Below are 18,540 nucleotides of genomic sequence, written 5' to 3'. Positions count from 1 at the left end.
TGCACAAGAGGCCAGCACCTCACATGCTGTGAGTGACGAATGACTTATATTGCAGTAGCTTTGTAAGATGATCCTTTCGTCCGTGCCCCAGGTCTCCCCAGACGACGACCGCGCCCTCCTCGCACTAGCCCTCCGACTTGCCTCGGAAGCGGCTGAGATCATTAACGAAATTCGCGCGCGCGGCTTTCAGACAGAGATCAAGGCAGATGCTTCCCCCGTCACCGAAGCGGATCGTGCATCAGAACGCCACATCCTGCGCGGTCTGCGAGACGCCTGCCCGTCTCTCCCCGCAATAGGCGAGGAAGAAATGTCCGCAGGCGTCGAGGTTGAAGCCGGACATGCCTACTGGCTCGTTGACCCGCTTGATGGCACCCGCGATTTTTCGTCCGGTGGCGCGGACTTCACCGTAAATATCGGCCTCGTCCGCGGAGAGCATGCCGTGCTGGGTGTTGTGGCATTGCCCGCACACGGCCAGATCTATGCAGGCGGCCAGGGCCTTGGCGCAAACCGCTACGATGCGTCTGGCGTACAGCCAATTCATACAGCCAAACCATCTGAGGAAGGGTTGCGGGTTCTGGCCTCACGCCACTACGGAAACAGCGAATTGCTCGATGCATGGCTCGCAGGACGCAAAGTTCTTTCGCTGGAGAAAATGGGATCATCCGTAAAATTCATGCGCGTTGCTGAAGGAACGGCCGATTTCTATCCTCGTCTCGGTCCGACGATGGAATGGGATACCTGTGCCCCGCAGGCCATTCTTGAAGCCGCAGGTGGTCACCTGCTCGACGAACACAGTGCGCCGATGCGTTATGGTAAACCCGGACGCCTGAACGCGTCATTCTACTGCACGGGGAGCGAAGCATGACCGAACTTCTTAAAGCTGACACAGCAGGAATTTCGCGCGCAGCAGACCTCCTGCGGCAAGGCAAACTCGTCGCATTCGGAACGGAAACGGTTTACGGACTTGGCGCGCTTGCCTCATCAGATACCGCAGTCGCACGTATTTTCGCGGCAAAAGGCCGGCCACGCTTCAATCCACTGATCAATCACCTCCCGGATGCCGAGAGCGCGTTTGCGCAGGCCGACCTCAGTGGCCGGACAGGAGAAATGGCCCGTGCACTGGCTGAGAAGTTCTGGCCGGGCCCCCTTACGCTCGTCATGCCTCGCGGTGAAAACGCAACGGTATCAGACCTTGCTGCTGCCGGGCTTCCGACACTGGCGCTCCGTGTACCGCGTGGAAAAACCGCCCTGGCACTTCTGCGGGAAGTCGGAGCGCCGGTTGCAGCACCTTCAGCAAACCGCTCAGGGACTGTCAGTCCGTCCGACGCTTTCCACGTTTTACGCTCTCTTGAGGGCCGTATTGACGCCATTCTCGATTCTGGCCCGTGCTCGGTAGGTGTTGAGAGCACGGTTCTGGATCTCACCCGCGAGACGCCAGTGCTTTTACGCCCAGGCGGTGTGACACTTGAAGAGCTGACAGCACTCTGCGGAACAATTCATCATCCCGATGATTTTGCGGAGATCCTGCCTTCCTCGCCTGGTCGCCTTGCCTCGCATTATGCCCCGTCCCTGCCCGTGCGACTGGATGCGACGTCTATTGAGGGCAACGAGGCGCAACTCGCTTTCGGAAAGCCTCTCCCCGGTGCAGCGCTGACGTGGAACCTCAGCGAAAGCAGCAATCTGGAAGAAGCCGCAGCGCGCCTTTTTGCAGGTCTACGCTTTCTCGATGCCGAGGGTGCCCGAAGAGGCCTGACACGCATCGCTGCCCAGACAGTGCCACGTCAAGGACTGGGACTGGCTATCCGCGATCGCCTCCGCCGCGCAGCCGAACCCAGACCGCCGTCAGACCCGTCCTGATACATGACTGAACAGCTCGACCCGAAAGATGTCAGGATATTGTCGGATATCTTGGCACTCGTACTAGACGAGCAGCCCGGACAGGCCATTGCGGCCCTTGAAACGATCAGAAGCCGCGCCAAGCGTCACAACATGACAGGAGGCGCGCTGAAGAATCTTTTCATGTCTCTCGCAGTCGATGAAAATCATATGGGACAAGCAGCGCTGCTTGAACGCCTTCAGCGCGAACGCGACCAACTTGAAAAGCTTGTCCAGAAATCTGAAATACGTGTGCGTATACTGCAGAGCCAGCTAAGCCAAAGCCAGCAGGACAGCCAATACCTCCTGTCCGAAGCGGCTCTCGGCCGTTCTCAACAATCCTGGCGTTATGCAGCAATCGGGGTCGCACTATTTGCAGGCCTTCTCATCGGAACTGCAGCAACTTCTGTGGTGCATACAATGACAGCCCCCGTACGTATTGACCGCGCTTCGTATCTCCGTTGACCGCGCATATTCTTTTTCGCCTTCCTCCGGACACACGCTAGGGATAGATGAAGGCAATGCGATCTCCTTCACTCCTTTCAGGCAAGCACCTGCTTTCCCTGACCGACCGCTATGTACTCAAGCAGTTGCTTGTGGGGCTGCTTGCGCTAACCGGAGGAGCGGTTGCACTGATCTGGCTCACCCAGTCGCTTCAGTTCGTATCGATGATCGTCCAGCATGGCCTTTCACTCAGAGTGTTCCTGCAGCTGACTTCCCTCATGTTGCCCTCTTTTGTGGCTGTCATCCTGCCTATCACCACCTTCCTCGTGATCCTGTTCACCTACCAGCGCATGGCAGGAGACAGAGAGCTCACAGTGATGCGTGCCGCAGGCCTCTCTCCCCTGGAGCTTGCCCGTCCCGGCCTCATCTGCACCTTGCTTTCAGTGGGTTTCTGCTACCTGCTGACGCTGTGGATCGCGCCAGTTTCGTATCATGCGTTTCATCGCTATGAGTTCCAGATCCGTAATCGAATGGCAGCTTTCCTGCTGCAGGACGGCGTTTTCACCACCGTATCCGGCAACCTGACCGTCTATATCCGCTCCAGAGACACCAATGGCATTCTGCACGGTATCCTTGTCGAAGACGATCGGGACCCGGATGCGCATACGACGATCCTTGCCGAACACGGCACCATGATTATCGTCGCGAACCAGCCCCGGGTCGTCCTGTATAATGGTTCCCGCGAAGAAATCGACAGACACACCGGACGCCTTAACGTCCTCTCCTTCGGGCGAAATACAATTGATCTCTCGTCATCTCGCAAAGAAGACCATGAGGAACGTGACGCAACAGAAATGCCGCTCCATGATCTCTTCCATCCTGACCCGCACGAAGTCTCCGAACGCGATAGGGGAAAATTCGCAGTCGAGGGATGGCATCGCATGACATCGCCGTTGACGGTTCTTTCTTTTGCCCTGATCGGGCTGGTCTGCGTGCTCAGAGGAGCGTTTTCGCGGCATGGCAATATCACACGACCCATGCTGGCGATTCTGACGGTTGTAGGGCTTCTTGCGCTCTCCCTGATGCTGCAAAATCTTGCAGGGCGTAATCTCGCACTGGTGCCCCTGATCTGGATCGAAGCCCTCCTGCCCGGAATTGTCTGTCTGGTGCTTCTGTTCGCGGAACAGTGGACCGGCGGCTCATCGACACGGAAGAACTCGCCATGAATTCTTCTCCGTTATCCAGAATTTCCGGAATCCTTGGCACCCTTCGTCTGGTGCGTTCCAACGAGCCACATGTCGGCTTCTCGACCACCCTTGCAATCTATATCGCCCGGCATTTCATGCTCTCGACAATGGCCATGATCTGCGCGCTGACCGGGCTTGTCTCGCTTTTCGACTTTATCGACCTTCTCAGGCGCACAGCGACGCGCCCTAACGTTCCCACGACACTCGTTCTCGAAATCGCAGCTCTGCACATCCCATACTACGTCATGTATGTACTGCCATTCGGGATGCTTCTGGGTGGGATCGTCTGTTTTTCACGCCTGACACGCTCGTCGGAACTGATCGTGGCCCGAGCTGCCGGGATTTCAGCCTGGCAGTTTCTTGCCAGCCCGCTTGCCTGCGCCCTCTTTACCGGGCTTCTGACAACGACCGGTATTTCCGCATTGTCATCGGCAATGTATCGGCAGGCAGAAATTCTTGATCAGACATATCTTCGCACTGGTGGAGGCCCCATGACCATGTCGGGTGGCGCTCTCTGGCTTCGGCAATCAGACGAATCGCTTGCTCCCCACGGTGTCGCAATCATTCACGCACGCGACATGCATATGGCGAACAACACCATCAATGTATCGGATGTAACAATTTTCCGTCTTGATGATCATGACCACCTGCTGATGCGCGTTGAGACGCCACAGGGCTTTCTCGCAAAAAAGGAATGGCATTTTCAGGACGCCATGAACCTGAAACCTGACCATTTTCCCGTAAAAATAGGCCAGCTTATCCTCCCGTCCGACCTAACGGTTGAGCGCATCCAGGAAAGTTTTGCGTCTCCCGACACATTGTCCGTATGGACATTACCTGGCTTTATTGCCCTTCTACAGAGATCCGGTTTCCCTTCGATCCGACATCGGTTGCATTTCCAATCACTTCTGGCCCTTCCCATCCTGGCGGGTACAATGGCATTGGTATCTGCAGGGTTTTCGATGCGGCCGGCCCGAAGAGGCGGCGTAGCCCGTATGCTGGGTTCAGGAATAGCTGCAGGCTTCGCGCTTTTCACGGTATCGAAGGTGGCTGAACAGTTTGGACGATCCGGTGCACTGCCACCGGTTCTTGCGGCATGGGCGCCGACCGGTGCGGGGCTCTGTCTCGCGGTGGCGCTTTTACTGCACATGGAGGATGGTTGATGTCGGTGCCGTGGTGGCTCCCAATACGCTCCCGCAGAGGTGCGTCCCTCGCGGGCGCTGCTCTGGCTGGAACTGCGCTCGTGGCGCCGCAGACACTCTTTGCTGCAGGAATGCACGGAGCTAACACGTCCCATATCGTCGTGATTGGCAAACCGACCTCCCAGCAGGATCCATTGACCTACCTGGCAGATCAGGAGAGCTACGCGAAAAATGGGCTCGTAACCTGGCAGGGAAACGTGCGCGTCTGGCAGGGCGATCATGCCCTCCGTGCCGATACCATCACGTACGACCGTAACAGCGGCGTGCTTGCTGCTCGTGGCCACGTTGCTCTGGTTGAGCCCGATGGCACCACAACCTATGCGGACTATCTGGAATTCACGCATGGAATGCATGATGGCATCGGAACGGCCATCTACATACGGATGCAGGATAATGCGAAGCTTGCTGGAAACGGTCTGCGCCGCACCAACGGTGCGTTGAATGACCTCTCGCACGCTGTCTATACGGCTTGCGAGATCTGTGAAAAAAATCCGGATGCGCCGCCATTCTGGCAGTTCCAAGCTTATAACGCGACGCAGGATGTCCAGCATAAACGCATAGAATTCGATCACGCATGGCTGAAAATGCTCGGCTATCCTGTCTTCTATTTTCCGTTTTTTTCGATGTCTGACCCTTCAGTAAAGCGTCAGAGCGGCTTCCTGATGGCGGGCCTCAGTCCTCATGACCGTTTCCTCGGCACCTATTTCACCCTTCCTTATTTCTGGGCGATCGATAACCAGCAGGACCTCACTGTCAGGGGCCTGGTCTCATCCCACACTGGCCCTGAAATAACTGCGCAGTACCGAAATCGCCTGAATTTCGGGAATATCAGCATACTGGGCGGAGTTGCCTACGATACCAATGATGGCACCCGTTACGTTAACGCCTTCGGTAACAGCGTCGGCGCAACCGATGAATATGGCATTCAGGGCTATGTGTTCGCGAAGGGTGATTTTTCGATCAACCGCAACTGGCGCGCAGGGGCGAACATCAACCTAGCCTCCTCCGCCAACTACATGCGTGATTACCGTGTGCAGGGTTACGGAATGGAAACGCTGAACTCGAACGTTTATCTTGAGGGCTTCGGTGTCGGTTCCTATGCACGCGTGGATATGCAGGCCTATCAGGGCCTGAACCAGGGCGTCATCAGCAACGCTGACCTCCCCTTCGTCCTCCCGCGATTCAGCTACTCCTTCCAAGGTCAACCTGATGCTCTCGGCGGTCGCCTGAGTATTCAGACTACTGATTTTGACGTTTATCGCTCAAAAGGCGTGTCGGATCAGCGTGGGCAATTCGCAGCACAGTGGGACCGTCCATTCCGGAACAGCCTTGGCCAGCAGTGGCTACTTACGGCACGCGTTGATTCAACGCTTTACAACGCATCCCACCTGTATCAGCAGCCCCTGTATGCACAGACCGGAGGCAGTCACGTAACCGGGCAGGTTCTGCCAACGATTGCGTTGAAGATGAACTGGCCATTTCTGCGCACATTCGCGCACGGACATGGCAGCCAGATCTTCGAACCGATCGCCCAAATTATTGCCGCCCCAAATACCGGAAACTCCACCAACCGGAACATGCCGAACGAAGACAGTCTGTCTTATGAGTTCACAGACAGCACATTGTTTTCGCTCAATCGTTACCTCGGCACTGACCGTCTTGATGGTGGCCTGCGCGCGAATGTGGGTATCCACCAGAACTGGATCTGGAACGGACACAGTGTCGAGATGCTTGTCGGCGAAAGCATCCAGGAGCACATTACCCACAATCGCATTCCCTATTCCGGGCTCGATCATCATCTCTCAGACCCGGTAGGCAGCCTGCGTGTGAGCCCCAACCAGTATGTCGATGTCACGGCGCGCGGCCGCTATAATCCCTGGACGCATCAGGTCGATTATGGCGAAGGCCTTCTGAGCACCGGCATACCGATGCTACGCTTAACGGCCGGGTACGTTTATGCGCCCGTCACGCCATATTATTATTATGCGACAAATTACATCCAAAGCGGACCAAACGCCCCTTATCTGGTAAAAACCAATGAAGTGACCGCCGGGTTCTCGGCGCACTGGCGGAATTACCATGCTTCCGCTTACTCCCGGCGTAGCCTCTCCAGAAAGGAATTTGTCGCCAACGGCGGAACGATTGGTTATGCCAACGACTGCTTTGGTCTCGATATCATGTATATCAAGCAATACACCCGCATCGGCGGGCAGCAGCGCAACACCACCGTGATGTTCAACTTTACGTTCAAAACGATCGGCACTTTTGGAATTAACGGCTGACGCATGTCCATGACCTACCGCACCGCATCTACAGCACTCGTTGCAGTTCTGGCCCTGGCTTCCATGCCCGCTATGGCACGGCATGCACAGCCCGCCACTCCCGCCAACAAGCCGGGGAAAACGCAGTCCGAGGCCCCCAAAGCACCCCCTGAGGATCAGATTATCGCCGTTATCAACGGCCAGATCCTGACACAGCGGGACGTCAATAACCGCGCAAAGCTTTTTGTGCTTTCAACGGGCCTTCCCGTCAGCCCGGACGTCATGGCACGTATGCGGGTTCAGATTATTCATCAGCTGGTCGAAGAACGCCTGAAAACACAGGAAATTCTCAAGCGACACATCAATATCGAGCCCGAGCAGATCGCAGCTGCAATCAGCAACATTGAATCCCGCAACGGCATGCCCAAAAATGCCCTGCGAAACCGACTTGCGTCGGACGGCGTGTCTTTGACGACCCTAATTGACCAGATCAGGGTTCAAATCGGATGGATGCAGGTCCTGCGTGAGGAAATGGGCGGCGCGGGCCGCATCACCGCCACTCAGATCACACAGCGTGAACAGGCGCTCCAAAGTGAGCAAGGCCGCGCCCAGTACATGATGAGTGAAATCTTTGTGCCAGTCCCAGATCCCCGTCACGATGAGACGGAACTGGCATTCACTAAAACAATCATCAATCAGCTTCGTGAGGGCGCTCCTTTCCCGATCGTCGCAGCGCAGTTCTCTCAGGCACAATCCGCACTCGACGGTGGCTCTATGGGCTGGGTTCAGGAAGACAACCTCGACCCTCAAGTCGTCAACGTCGTAAGGCAGATGCCAATCGGAGCGATCTCCAACCCGATTCAGGTCGCAGGTGGTTTCATTATCGCAACAGTTCAGGCCAAGCGTGTCGTCGGAAAGCAAATGGGCACGATGGTGGCGCTGCGTCAGGCATTCTTCCCGTTTGACACCCCGCTGAACCCACAGAACCCCACAGATCAGCAGAAAGCCGCCCTGCAGCGCGCCTCCGCTGCCGAACAGAGCATTCACAGCTGCGAGGCGCTGGAAGCCCTGAACAAGTCTCTTGGTGAAAAGCGCCCTAGCGATCCCGGCACTCAGGTCCTTGAACGCCTCGCTCCACAGATGCGCTCCATTCTTGAACCCCTGCCTGCAAATCACGTGAGCCGCCCGCTTGTATCGACAGACGGTATCGCACTCCTGATGGTGTGCAGCAGACAGCAGAAAAATCTGGCCCAGCAGACACCAAGCGAAATCGCCGATCAGCTCATGAACGAACGTGTTGAACAGGCATCCCGCCAGCTTCAACGTGACCTTCAACGCCGTGCAGTTATCGAAATGCGTCCTGCAGCCAAAGCCGTGTTCAACTGACGTGAACCTTCCTTCCCTACGCGACACCATTCATGCTCACGGCCTTGATGCGAAGAAATCTCTCGGTCAGCATTTCCTTCTGGATCCCAGCATCTGCGCCCGTATTGCGTCTCTCGGTGGAGACCTGACGGGACGCAGTGTCGTTGAAATAGGCCCGGGCCCAGGCGGCTTGACCCGCGCGCTGCTGGACAGCCCAGCTTCACGCGTCGACGTCGTGGAAATCGATTCCCGTGCCTGGCCCCTGCTGGAGGAGCTCGCTTCCTTTTATCCTGAGCGCCTGCATATTGTGCAGCAGGATGCCTTGAAACTGGATGCTGCATCTCTCGGGCCTGCACCACGCCAGATCATCGCAAACCTACCCTACAACGTCGCGACCCCGCTTTTGGTCGGATGGTTACGGCAGGCCGACCAGTGGGAGCGCATGGCTCTCATGTTCCAGCTTGAAGTGGCCGAGCGCATCTGCGCTGAACCTGACAGTTCAGCTTACGGGCGCCTTGCAGTGCTTGCCCAGTGGTGTGCTTCCTGCTCTGTTGTCCTGCGCATCCCACCGGGCGCCTTTTCTCCGCCGCCCAAAGTAAATTCGGCAATCGCCCTTCTGATTCCCCACAAACAACAACCATCACCCGACCTGTTTAGGGCCATGGAACAGGTCACGGCAGCAGCTTTCGGGCAAAGACGTAAAATGCTGCGCTCCTCGCTCAAACCTATTGGTGGAGAAGCTCTTCTCGAAAAAGCCGGGATCCTTGCCACCAGACGCGCCGAAACACTCACGATCGAAGAATTCAATCGACTTGCGGAACTCCACCTGGCCAACAAAAAGAAAGCCTGAGAGCACTCTCAGGCTAATTTTTCCCTTTCCCGGTCCAGCATGTAGTCCCGTGTCAGCGGTACAGCATCTACAGACCGGGAAAGCTGCATCTGAAAATTCATGTGCCCTTGCGTTCGAAACGCGAGCTCACTTCCAACCAGATAGAGCTCAAACATCCGTACAAATCGCTCATCATACAGCGCCGTGATCTTCGTACGATTGGCATCGAACCGCTTCCGCCATTCCGCAATCGTTTTGGCGTAATGCAGGCGAAGAACTTCGCAGTCCGTCAGCCATAAGTGAGAGCGCTCGACAGCCGCAATGGTCTCACTCAATGCGGGCGAATAGCCCCCAGGAAAAATGTACTTGTCCAGCCAAGGATTTGTTGTCCCTGGTCCATCCATTCGACCAATGGAATGGATTAACGCAGTACCCTGAGGTTTAAGGCAGTCATGGACAGTTTTGAAAAACTGATCGAATTGCGCAATCCCGACATGCTCGAACATTCCAACAGATACAATACGATCAAACTGCTTACGGACTTTTCTATAGTCCAGCAGTTCGAAACGTATCTGCTTTTCAAGGCCAGCGTCTTTCGCACGTTGACGAGCAACCTGTAGCTGCTCAACCGAAAGCGTAATTCCCAGGACACGCGCGCCATAATCTTTGGCCAAGGTTATGGCCATCCCACCCCAGCCACATCCAATATCGAGAACTTCAAGCCCTTCGCGATCGAAATTCAGCTTGGAAGCAATGTGGTGCTTCTTCGCCTCCTGAGCTTCTTCAAGAGTCATTCCCTCCCTTGAGAAATACGCACAGGAGTACTGCCTGTCCCTGTCCAAAAACAGATCATACAGCTTTCCGTTCAGATCGTAGTGATGGGCAACGTTTCTGCGGGATCGCTTGAGAGAATTCAAAGTTCTGAGAAGGCGCGTCACATAGCGGAGGCGGTCTTCAATTTCTTCGATAATGTGCCCATGGCCATTGATATTGGTCATGAGCAGCAACATCAACGTTTCGAGCGTACACCCGTCCGGCAGGATTTCCCCTGCCATATACTCTTCACCAAACGCCATCCCGGAATTGATAACCAGTGCACGTTCGGCTCTTCTGGTTGTCAGATGAATACCGGCTTGCGGGCCATCTGCCGACCCCTTGTAAATACGGCGCGTACCATCACTGAATGTGACCAACAGACTGCCTGTCTGTATGAAATGCTTCAGAACGATATTCAGAAGATGCTTCACGACGGACTCCTTCGACTTCGAAGAACCCTGAGCATGACATGTCTACAGATTATGGCAAATGCCCGATCCAGACATAAAAAAAACCCGACCAGAATCTCTTCTGATCGGGCTTTTCCGCAGAATAGGCGGAAATCAGACGGCTTCGGCCGCTTCTTCCCCAGCTGCATCAGCAGCTTCTTCTGCAGCATTTTCAGCGTGCAGATCGCCAAGGATGTTGTCATCCTCTTCTTCCTGGCTCACGGCTTCGCCGCGTGCCTGGCGCTCAGCTTCCTCAGCGGAACGGGCAACATTGACCGTCAGCGGAATGGAAACTTCAGGATGCAGAGCAACACGGGCTTCCGTGAGACCAAGCATCTTGATCGGGTGCGGCAGAATGATCTGCTGACGGCCAACTGTCAGACCAGCTTCAGTCGCAGCATTCGCGACGTCGCGCGTAGTCACAGAACCATACAGGCTTCCGCTATCACCAGCCTGACGGATGATGGTCACGGACAGGCCATGCATACGCTCGGAAAGACGCTCGGCCTCTTCGCGCTTCTTGATGTTCTGCGCTTCCAGCTGTACCCGCTCGTTCTCGAAGCGTGCACGGTTGGTGGCATTGGCGCGGATGGCCTTGCCCTGTGGCAGAAGGAAGTTACGAGCGTAACCTGGCTTGACGTGGACGACTTCGCCCATCTGGCCAAGGTGCTCGACGCGCTGCAGCAGGATCAGTGCAGTCTGGGACATGATCGCTCTCCTCAGTTCACGACGTAGGGGAGCAGGGCGAGGAAGCGGGCACGCTTGATAGCCTGCGCCAGCTCACGCTGCTTCTTGGCAGATACTGCCGTGATGCGGCTCGGCACGATCTTGCCACGCTCGGACAGGAAGCGGCTCAGCAGGCGCACGTCCTTGTAATCGATCTTCGGCGCGTTCGGGCCGGAGAAAGGGCAGGACTTGCGACGACGGTAAAACGGACGACGTGCACCAACTGCGGTACGGCGTGCGGCCGGATTTACTTCGGTTGTTGTGGTGTCGGACATGTCTATTACTCCGCTTCAGCCGTGAGTGCTTCGCCCTGCTCACCGCGAGCGCGATACTCTTCACGATCTTCGCTGCGGCGGGGACCACCACGACCGCTCTCAAAGCGACCAGCAGGCTTGGAACCACCACGGAAGTTACCACGGTCGCCACGGTCGTCGCTCTTGCGAGCCAGAACCGGAGACGGGTTCTCGTCGATCTCGTCAACGCGCAGGGTCAGAACACGCAGCACATCCTCATTGAGGCTCAGCTGACGCTCCATTTCGCGCAGGGTCTCAGGGGTCACATCAAGACCGAGCAGGACGTAATGGCCCTTACGGTTCTTCTTGATGCGGTATGCGAGCGAACGCAGGCCCCAGAACTCACGCTTCTGGATGGAGCCGCCATGTTCGGTCAGCAGTGTGTTGATGTTTTCGACGATGCCTTCGACCTGGGCCTGAGACACGTCATTACGTGCGATGAGCACGCTTTCGTACAGTGGCATGAAAGCTCCCTTCGGATACGGTCAACCCTCCCCGCTCCGGCCCATGCCGGGTGACGGCGTCCACTCTCGTGGAACGCGGGTATAGCCGGTGCGACGCCACATCGCCCGGCAGGGAAAGGCGCGATAAACCACGGCACCCGCCTAAAGGCAAGGATTAACTTGCCGAATCCCGCAGTCTTTCAGGAAGTAACTCAACAGGCACGTTCCAGCACTCATGCTCGACATGAGTGATCTCAAAACCAGCCCGCAGATAGTTTGGTAACGCGCGCGGATGATCCTGCGTACACGTATTGACCCGCACACACGCAGCCCCGCTCGAGAATGCATGCGCTATCGCACAATCCAGTAACTTACCACCCAGGCCCTTACCCAGCGCTGATGGTAGAAGTCCAAAATACGCCAGATGTGCATCCCTCGAATCTTCAAGATCGAGTTCGTAAAAACCCAGAGATTCGCCCGCTTCGTTCTGCAAAAGCATAACGTGAAGAGTATCTTTGGAGAGGATTGCCGCAAGGCGGTCATCTGGCATGACCCTGCGCATCCACCAGCAATATTCTGCCCCTACGCCTTCATACAGATGGCGGTAGAACGTGATATCAGGGTTGTGAACCCGCCTGATCGAGATGCCATCGGGCAAGAAAGGCCAGGGACGGCTATGCGCCGCTACAAGAAAGGTGACGTCCACCTCAACTCTGGTGAACGCCCCCTTTGGCTTGAGCCAATCCGGTAGCAAATCCGGACGACTCTCAGTTATCGTCCAGGAACGACCGCAGCTTGCGGCTGCGGCTTGGGTGCTTGAGCTTGCGCAGAGCCTTGGCTTCGATCTGACGGATACGCTCGCGGGTCACGTTGAACTGCTGCCCAACTTCTTCGAGTGTATGGTCCGTGTTCATCCCAATACCAAAACGCATACGCAGCACACGCTCTTCACGCGGCGTGAGGGACGCCAGAACGCGGGTGGTCGCTTCCCGAAGATTAGTCTGAATTGCTGCATCCAGAGGAATAACAGCAGTCTTATCTTCGATGAAATCACCGAGATGACTGTCTTCTTCATCACCAATCGGCGTCTCGAGAGAGATAGGCTCTTTGGCAATCTTGAGAACCTTGCGGACCTTTTCCAGAGGCATTCCCAGCTTCTCAGCCAGTTCCTCGGGAGCAGGCTCACGACCAATCTCATGAAGCATCTGACGCGATGTCCGGACCAGCTTATTGATCGTCTCGATCATATGCACTGGAATACGGATGGTCTTTGCCTGATCAGCGATTGAACGCGTAATCGCCTGACGGATCCACCACGTAGCGTAAGTCGAGAACTTGTAACCACGGCGGTATTCAAACTTGTCCACCGCCTTCATGAGGCCAATGTTGCCTTCCTGAATGAGATCCAGGAACTGAAGACCACGATTGGTGTATTTCTTGGCAATGGAAATTACGAGGCGCAGGTTTGCCTCGATCATCTCTTTCTTGGCGCGCGTCGAATCACGCTCACCACGAGAGACAGTCGCATACACACGACGGAATTCACCAACTGGAAGGCCGGTCTCGTGTGCGAGCTCAGCAATCTCGGCGCGCAGGCTGCGAAGCTGGTCGATATGCTTCGTCGTCAGGGTTTTCCAACCCTTACCCGGAAGCGTGCAGACAAAGTCTACCCAGCCCGGATCCAGCTCGTGACTGCGATATTTCAACAGGAAGTCATCACGTGAAATCTTGCAGCTCTCCGCAAGACGCAGCATCCGGCCTTCAATGCCATTCAGTCTCTGAACGTGCAGCTTGATGGCCAGAACCAGCTCTTCAATCCGGTTATTGTGCAGCTGGACCTGCTCCACAAGAGCAACCAGTTCATCGCGAAGCTTCTCGTAGCTCTTCTCTGAACGATCCGTTGCTTCTTCACCGGAGGTCAAAGCTTCAATGCGGCGAACCTGCAGCTTACGCAGCTTGTGATAAAGCGGCTCGATAGCTTCAAAGCGGGCCAGAATTTCCGGCTTCAGCTTCTCTTCAAGCGCAGAAAGCGACAGACCACTGCCTTCCTGCTGCTCGCCATCACCTTCGACTTCGTCTGTATCATCATCCGAATCGGTATCGGTAGGTTCATCACCTTCCTCACCTTCAGCACCTGGCTCACCGCCACCCTGACTTGCTTCAAGGTCCACGATGTCGCGCAGTAGCATCTCGCCTTCTTTGAGGCTGTCATGCCAGGAGATGATCGCACGGAATGTCAGCGGGCTCTCACAGAGACCACCGATCATTTCGTCGCGGCCAGCCTCGATACGCTTTGCGATGGCGATTTCGCCTTCACGCGACAGCAACTCCACCGACCCCATCTCGCGGAGATACATCCGCACAGGGTCATCGGTTCTGCTTGCAGTCTCAGCATCGACGTTGCCGCTGGCAGGCTCGTCAGATTCGCTCTCTGTCTCTTTTTCTTCCTGAGCAGGCTCCGCCTCTTCCTGCTCTTCATTCTCGACGACCTGGATGCCCATTTCGGACAACGCAGCCATAACGTCTTCGATCTGCTCAGAGGACATCTGGTCCTGCGGCAGAACGGCGTTCAGCTCGTCAAAAGTAATATGCCCGCGTTCACGCCCCTTGGCGATCAGCCGCTTGACGGCCCCGGACTGCGTATCAAGGACAGTCGTATCACCATCCTGATCCTGCGCGTTCCGATCCGTACCAGAGGCTGTTTTCGTCGCCATGCGTCTCTCCGTCAACTCCGCCGAAGTCAGCAGTTCGGCAGCGTGCAGGTGGGCGATCCTGCGCACTAAGTCAAGGTTTTCACGACAAGGAATACAACTTCCTTTTCATGGAAGCGGTTAAAACTGCCCCGTGGAAAGGCTTATTCCTCAGGTTCCTCGCCTCTGCGAAGAGCATCCAGAACGCGCATCCGGGCAAGCAGACCCTCAGGAAATGCCGCTCCGCCGCCACTATCGTCAGACGCAGGAGCGTCTGAAGCATAAGCCTTCATAATTGCTTCCTGAATATCGTGCTTCACCTCACGTTCGAAAGAGGCAAAATTCACAAGACCGTAAAAATGCCACCAGCTTTCAATGATCTCAACCTTCAGAACGTCATCTTTCTCCCGCTTGCTCCCCACCTCCCGCGGTAATGGGCCTGCGAGAAGAGCCTCGGTCACATCTTGCAGACCATGCTCCTCGAGCCATGCCTGGCAGCTCTCATCCGTGAGTTCACCACCCTGCGCCGCCCAGTCGAGCAGAGCCCCACGAAGCAGGTCCAGCCTCTCGGGCAAAACCAGATGGCTATAGGCCTGCTCGACATGCGGCAGGATGTCTGGATGCTTCAGGAGCAGTGCTGTCAGAATATTCAAACGCTCATCCGCACCTGCCTCTACCCGCCGATTTTCCCCGGCGTTTTCTTGAGAGAGTGAGAGGGAAAGCGATTTTCTATCGCCTTTGAACTGCTGTTTCTTGCCATTGCCCTTCCGAAAACGCTCGAAGAACATATCAAGAAACGTACTGCGGAACTCCGAAGACAGGGAACGGTCTGGAATGAGTTTTGCCAACGCAACCAGACGCTCACGTAACGCAGCCCGACGTTCAGGCGTTGGGTTACTCTCTCCGCCAGTCAACAGGCCAAATAATTCCTGAGAGAGGGACGAGGCCCCCTTCAGAACCTCCCCCATCGCCGCGGCTCCACGCGCCCGAATCAGGCTGTCCGGGTCATCCTTCGGATCCAGACGACAGAATCGCAGTGTGCGTTCTGGAGAGAGAAGCGGCAGCGAAACCTCACACACCCGCAAAGCCGCCCGCGCTCCAGCTGCGTCTCCATCCAAACACAGAATCGGAGTCGGCGACATCCGCCAGAGCAGTTCCAGCTGCTCCTCCCCCAACGCAGTACCAAGTGGGGCCACCGCTCCACCAAAGCCGGCCTGATCAAGCGCGATCACATCCATGTAGCCTTCGACCACGACGAGATCTGCGCCTCTGTGAACGCCTTCCCGCGCCAGATCGAGATTGAACAGCGTACGCCGTTTCGAAAAAAGGGCCGTCTCCGGGCCGTTCAGATATTTTGGCTGCCCGTCACCAAGTGTTCGCGCACCAAAGGAAATGATGCGGCCACGCCGGTCCCGGATAGGAAATGTGACACGATTGAAAAACAGCTCCCCTTTTGCGTCACCACGATCATCCACGCGCATCAGGCCAGCCTGAACCAGCATATCAGGAGTGACGTCATGTGCCCGCAATTCCTCGACGAGCCTGCGCCCATCACCGGACCAGCCAAGCCCGAAGCGCTCGATCGTGGCGTCGCTCAGTCCGCGCCCCCGCAGATATGCAAGCCCTTCCCTCCCCTCGGGCAAAAAAAGGCGACGGCGATAGCTGGCCTGAACCAGATTAAGAACATCGCCAAGAGACTTTACCTCCCGGGCACGGGCTTCAGTTCTTGGGTCTGATTTCGGAATATCCAGGCCTGCCTCGTTGGCAAGCTGCTCCACCGCTTCCGGAAAGCTGCGCCCTTCACTCTGCATGACGTAAGAAATCGCATCGCCATGCGCGCCACAGCCGAAACAGTGAAAATGATCATCATACACGTAGAAGGAAGGAGATTTCTCCCCATGGAACGGGCAGCACGTCTTCCAGTTACGCCCTGATCGGACCAGCTTGTTTCTGCGCCCGATCAAGGACGACAGCGGCGTGCGGTTACGCACCTCATCAAGGAAAGCGGGGTCGAAAGCCATAATTCTGAAGATAGTCTCGCAGGGCTAGAAGAATAGAGCTTCTTAGCGCTCCAGTTGGGGGCACATTACCCGGAATACACCCGGCTGCCCGCTTTCTTGCCAACGGGAGCGAGAATTCTGGGATATGGCTGTCAAAATAACAGTTCTGAAAGAGCGTTACGAAGGGAGCAAAAGGCGTGTCGCTCTCAATGCAAATCAGAAGCAGGATGACAAACGCACCATACCCCTTGCGGGAGGCCAACCAAGCATTGGAGGACCTCCATCACGGCCAATTTGATTGCGCGCCGTTCTAATGCCCCGACTTCAGGGCGCTGTTTCTCAGGCCAAGCGCGCCCGAACCAGTCCGCTGGCCTTTGCCGGATCCAGATCTGCGCCAAAACGCTCCTTAAGCGCCGCCATGACGCCGCCCATTTCCTTCATGCCCGTTGCACCAGTTGCAGCAACAGCTTCCTCAATGGCCGATTTCAGTGTGGTTTCATCAAGTTCGGGCGGCAAATAGCCACTAATTGTGGCAATCTCGGCCTCTTCCTTATCAGCCAGCTCCGGACGTCCACCATCACGATACATGGTAGCAGATTCCTTGCGTGACTTGATCATGGAACGCAGAGCAGAAATGATATCAGTGTCTGTAACCTCTGCGTTTTTGACGCGTGATGCCACGTCCAGATCCTTGATCTTGGCAGTGATCCCACGGATCTGTGAAACCTTGTCAGACTGACCGGCCTTCATAGCGGCCTTAAGATCATCCATAATCTGCGTACGAAGCGACATCGGCTCTAAATCTCCTGCGCGAGGTATATTATTGCTATTTCGCAAGAATATTCCGTTTCTAAATCAGGTATAAAATCGCATAATTCCCATGACATCACAACGTGAGGCGCCCCCTCCCATTGAAAACAGCATTCCGAAGAAATCTCGCCCTTACGACCCTGACATTCATGATACTTGGTGGCTACACGTCACCTACATATGCAGCTTCGACACCAAGGCCGAAAAACGAAAATATTGTTGTTCATCGAATATCAACCAAGGCCGTAAGGCACCTTGTCGAGGCAATGGTTTCATCGCCATCATGGGACCATCAACTCGCAAGATGGGACAGCAAGCTGTGCCCACTTGTGGCAGGTGCACCGGAACTATTCAAAGGTGTGGTCCTAAGCCACCTTCATTCCAACGCTCAAATCGTTCTCCACGGACTATCAAAAGACTGCGGAATAAAAAACGTAATTATTTTCTTTTCTGAAAATACGTAGTAGTCCTTTAATAAAATTTTGAATAAATACCCTTCCCTTATAAAGGGGTACAATTCCATCGGATTAAATCGTGATGATTATGAGGAACTAAGCAGAAGAGAAATCGAAGCACTTCAGGCAGACAGGCCAGTTCGATGGTATCGGAGTACCAGTACCGAACCCGCTAACGGCACAATTGTAGGAAAAGATTCTCTTTCAGGAAAATTGACGACTTCATCGATAGATGGTGGGGCACGGATCCTGCAACACACACAGGCACGCACCACATCCGTTATTGTAATCATCGATATAACGGAAGCATCCGGCGCAACATGGAAACAACTCGCCGATTACATAAGCTTCGTAGTGCTGGCTGGCCCAAAACTTGGAAAAAACTTCAACGCAATTTCCATTATGAGCCTGTACAATAACAGAACTTTTCAAAAAAAAACAGCGCCACCTGCCATGACGCCCTTTGATTCAGCGATAATACAGGCTCTTTATGAGAGCGAAACAGCCGTTCAATCCCATGATGAACAGTTGGAAATTACGCAATCCGTCATCTCTAGACTTGGTTCATCTCTTCATCTGAACTAAAATCTCACGAACCATCATTTTGCATGTACGCTCTACGAAATATTGGACCT

17 protein-coding genes are annotated in these 18,540 nt (G+C 55.4%); 9 read left to right on the top strand and 8 right to left on the bottom strand.

Annotated elements, in window-relative coordinates:
- The first annotated feature begins 67 nt into the window (after nucleotides 1-67).
- From GWA01_RS10320 to rsmA, 8 genes are all read left to right on the top strand, one after another.
- On the top strand, nucleotides 68-865 hold the full coding sequence (locus tag GWA01_RS10320; protein WP_146797367.1) for a 3'(2'),5'-bisphosphate nucleotidase CysQ family protein: 798 nt from the start codon (nucleotides 68-70) through the stop codon (nucleotides 863-865).
- Nucleotides 862-1,857 carry an L-threonylcarbamoyladenylate synthase gene (locus GWA01_RS10315; RefSeq protein WP_146797364.1) on the top strand — a complete coding sequence of 332 codons (996 nt, stop codon included), beginning with the start codon at nucleotides 862-864 and terminating at the stop codon, nucleotides 1,855-1,857. The genes GWA01_RS10320 and GWA01_RS10315 overlap by 4 nt, the downstream gene beginning before the upstream one ends.
- 3 nt (nucleotides 1,858-1,860) lie before the next feature.
- Nucleotides 1,861-2,340 (top strand): hypothetical protein, encoded by a 480-nt coding sequence (locus GWA01_RS10310; RefSeq protein WP_146797361.1) that lies wholly within the window; start codon nucleotides 1,861-1,863, stop codon nucleotides 2,338-2,340.
- A gap of 56 nt (nucleotides 2,341-2,396) precedes the next feature.
- Entirely contained in the window at nucleotides 2,397-3,545 is a 1,149-nt protein-coding gene (lptF, locus tag GWA01_RS10305; protein WP_146797358.1) for an LPS export ABC transporter permease LptF, read from the top strand.
- A gap of 116 nt (nucleotides 3,546-3,661) precedes the next feature.
- Nucleotides 3,662-4,729 (top strand): LPS export ABC transporter permease LptG, encoded by a 1,068-nt coding sequence (gene lptG, locus GWA01_RS10300; RefSeq protein WP_229316065.1) that lies wholly within the window; start codon nucleotides 3,662-3,664, stop codon nucleotides 4,727-4,729.
- Complete coding sequence (locus GWA01_RS10295; protein ID WP_146797351.1) at nucleotides 4,729-7,050, top strand: LPS-assembly protein LptD; 2,322 nt, start codon at nucleotides 4,729-4,731, stop codon at nucleotides 7,048-7,050. Before lptG ends, GWA01_RS10295 begins: the two co-directional genes overlap by 1 nt.
- Before the next feature lie 3 nt (nucleotides 7,051-7,053).
- On the top strand, nucleotides 7,054-8,415 hold the full coding sequence (locus GWA01_RS10290; protein ID WP_146797348.1) for a peptidylprolyl isomerase: 1,362 nt from the start codon (nucleotides 7,054-7,056) through the stop codon (nucleotides 8,413-8,415).
- Nucleotide 8,416: 1 nt separating this feature from the next.
- Nucleotides 8,417-9,244, top strand: a complete 828-nt coding sequence (gene rsmA, locus GWA01_RS10285; RefSeq protein ID WP_146797345.1) for a 16S rRNA (adenine(1518)-N(6)/adenine(1519)-N(6))-dimethyltransferase RsmA — start codon at nucleotides 8,417-8,419, stop codon at nucleotides 9,242-9,244.
- Between the two features lie 8 nt (nucleotides 9,245-9,252).
- On the opposite strand, the gene GWA01_RS10280 is transcribed toward rsmA, so the two are convergent.
- From GWA01_RS10280 to GWA01_RS10245, 8 genes are all read right to left on the bottom strand, one after another.
- The gene (locus tag GWA01_RS10280) at nucleotides 9,253-10,470 is read right to left on the bottom strand and encodes an SAM-dependent methyltransferase (RefSeq protein ID WP_146797343.1); all 1,218 of its coding nucleotides are present in this window, start codon (nucleotides 10,468-10,470) and stop codon (nucleotides 9,253-9,255) included.
- 132 nt (nucleotides 10,471-10,602) lie between these two features.
- On the bottom strand, nucleotides 10,603-11,196 hold the full coding sequence (rplI, locus tag GWA01_RS10275) for a 50S ribosomal protein L9 (protein ID WP_146797341.1): 594 nt from the start codon (nucleotides 11,194-11,196) through the stop codon (nucleotides 10,603-10,605).
- Between the two features lie 11 nt (nucleotides 11,197-11,207).
- Nucleotides 11,208-11,489: a 30S ribosomal protein S18 gene (gene rpsR, locus GWA01_RS10270; protein ID WP_146797338.1), complete on the bottom strand. Its 282-nt coding sequence runs from the start codon at nucleotides 11,487-11,489 to the stop codon at nucleotides 11,208-11,210.
- Between the two features lie 5 nt (nucleotides 11,490-11,494).
- Nucleotides 11,495-11,971, bottom strand: a complete 477-nt coding sequence (gene rpsF / locus GWA01_RS10265) for a 30S ribosomal protein S6 (RefSeq protein WP_146797336.1) — start codon at nucleotides 11,969-11,971, stop codon at nucleotides 11,495-11,497.
- Between the two features lie 154 nt (nucleotides 11,972-12,125).
- Nucleotides 12,126-12,656, bottom strand: coding sequence for a GNAT family N-acetyltransferase (locus tag GWA01_RS10260; RefSeq protein ID WP_229316041.1), 531 nt, complete (start codon nucleotides 12,654-12,656; stop codon nucleotides 12,126-12,128).
- 61 nt (nucleotides 12,657-12,717) lie between these two features.
- Nucleotides 12,718-14,664: an RNA polymerase sigma factor RpoD gene (gene rpoD / locus GWA01_RS10255; RefSeq protein WP_146797332.1), complete on the bottom strand. Its 1,947-nt coding sequence runs from the start codon at nucleotides 14,662-14,664 to the stop codon at nucleotides 12,718-12,720.
- 140 nt (nucleotides 14,665-14,804) lie between these two features.
- Nucleotides 14,805-16,661 (bottom strand): DNA primase, encoded by a 1,857-nt coding sequence (gene dnaG, locus GWA01_RS10250; RefSeq protein ID WP_146797330.1) that lies wholly within the window; start codon nucleotides 16,659-16,661, stop codon nucleotides 14,805-14,807.
- Between the two features lie 318 nt (nucleotides 16,662-16,979).
- Complete coding sequence (locus GWA01_RS10245; RefSeq protein WP_146797327.1) at nucleotides 16,980-17,432, bottom strand: GatB/YqeY domain-containing protein; 453 nt, start codon at nucleotides 17,430-17,432, stop codon at nucleotides 16,980-16,982.
- Nucleotides 17,433-18,118: 686 nt separating this feature from the next.
- On the opposite strand from GWA01_RS10245, the gene GWA01_RS10240 reads away from it, so the two are divergent.
- Nucleotides 18,119-18,490, top strand: a complete 372-nt coding sequence (locus GWA01_RS10240) for a hypothetical protein (RefSeq protein WP_146797324.1) — start codon at nucleotides 18,119-18,121, stop codon at nucleotides 18,488-18,490.
- The last annotated feature ends 50 nt before the right edge of the window (nucleotides 18,491-18,540 follow it).

The sequence above is a fragment of the Gluconobacter wancherniae NBRC 103581 genome, assembly GCF_007988885.1.
GTDB classification, from domain to species: domain Bacteria; phylum Pseudomonadota; class Alphaproteobacteria; order Acetobacterales; family Acetobacteraceae; genus Gluconobacter; species Gluconobacter wancherniae.
Note: the sequence above shows the minus strand (reverse complement) of the source record. Positions and strands in the feature narration are given on the sequence as shown.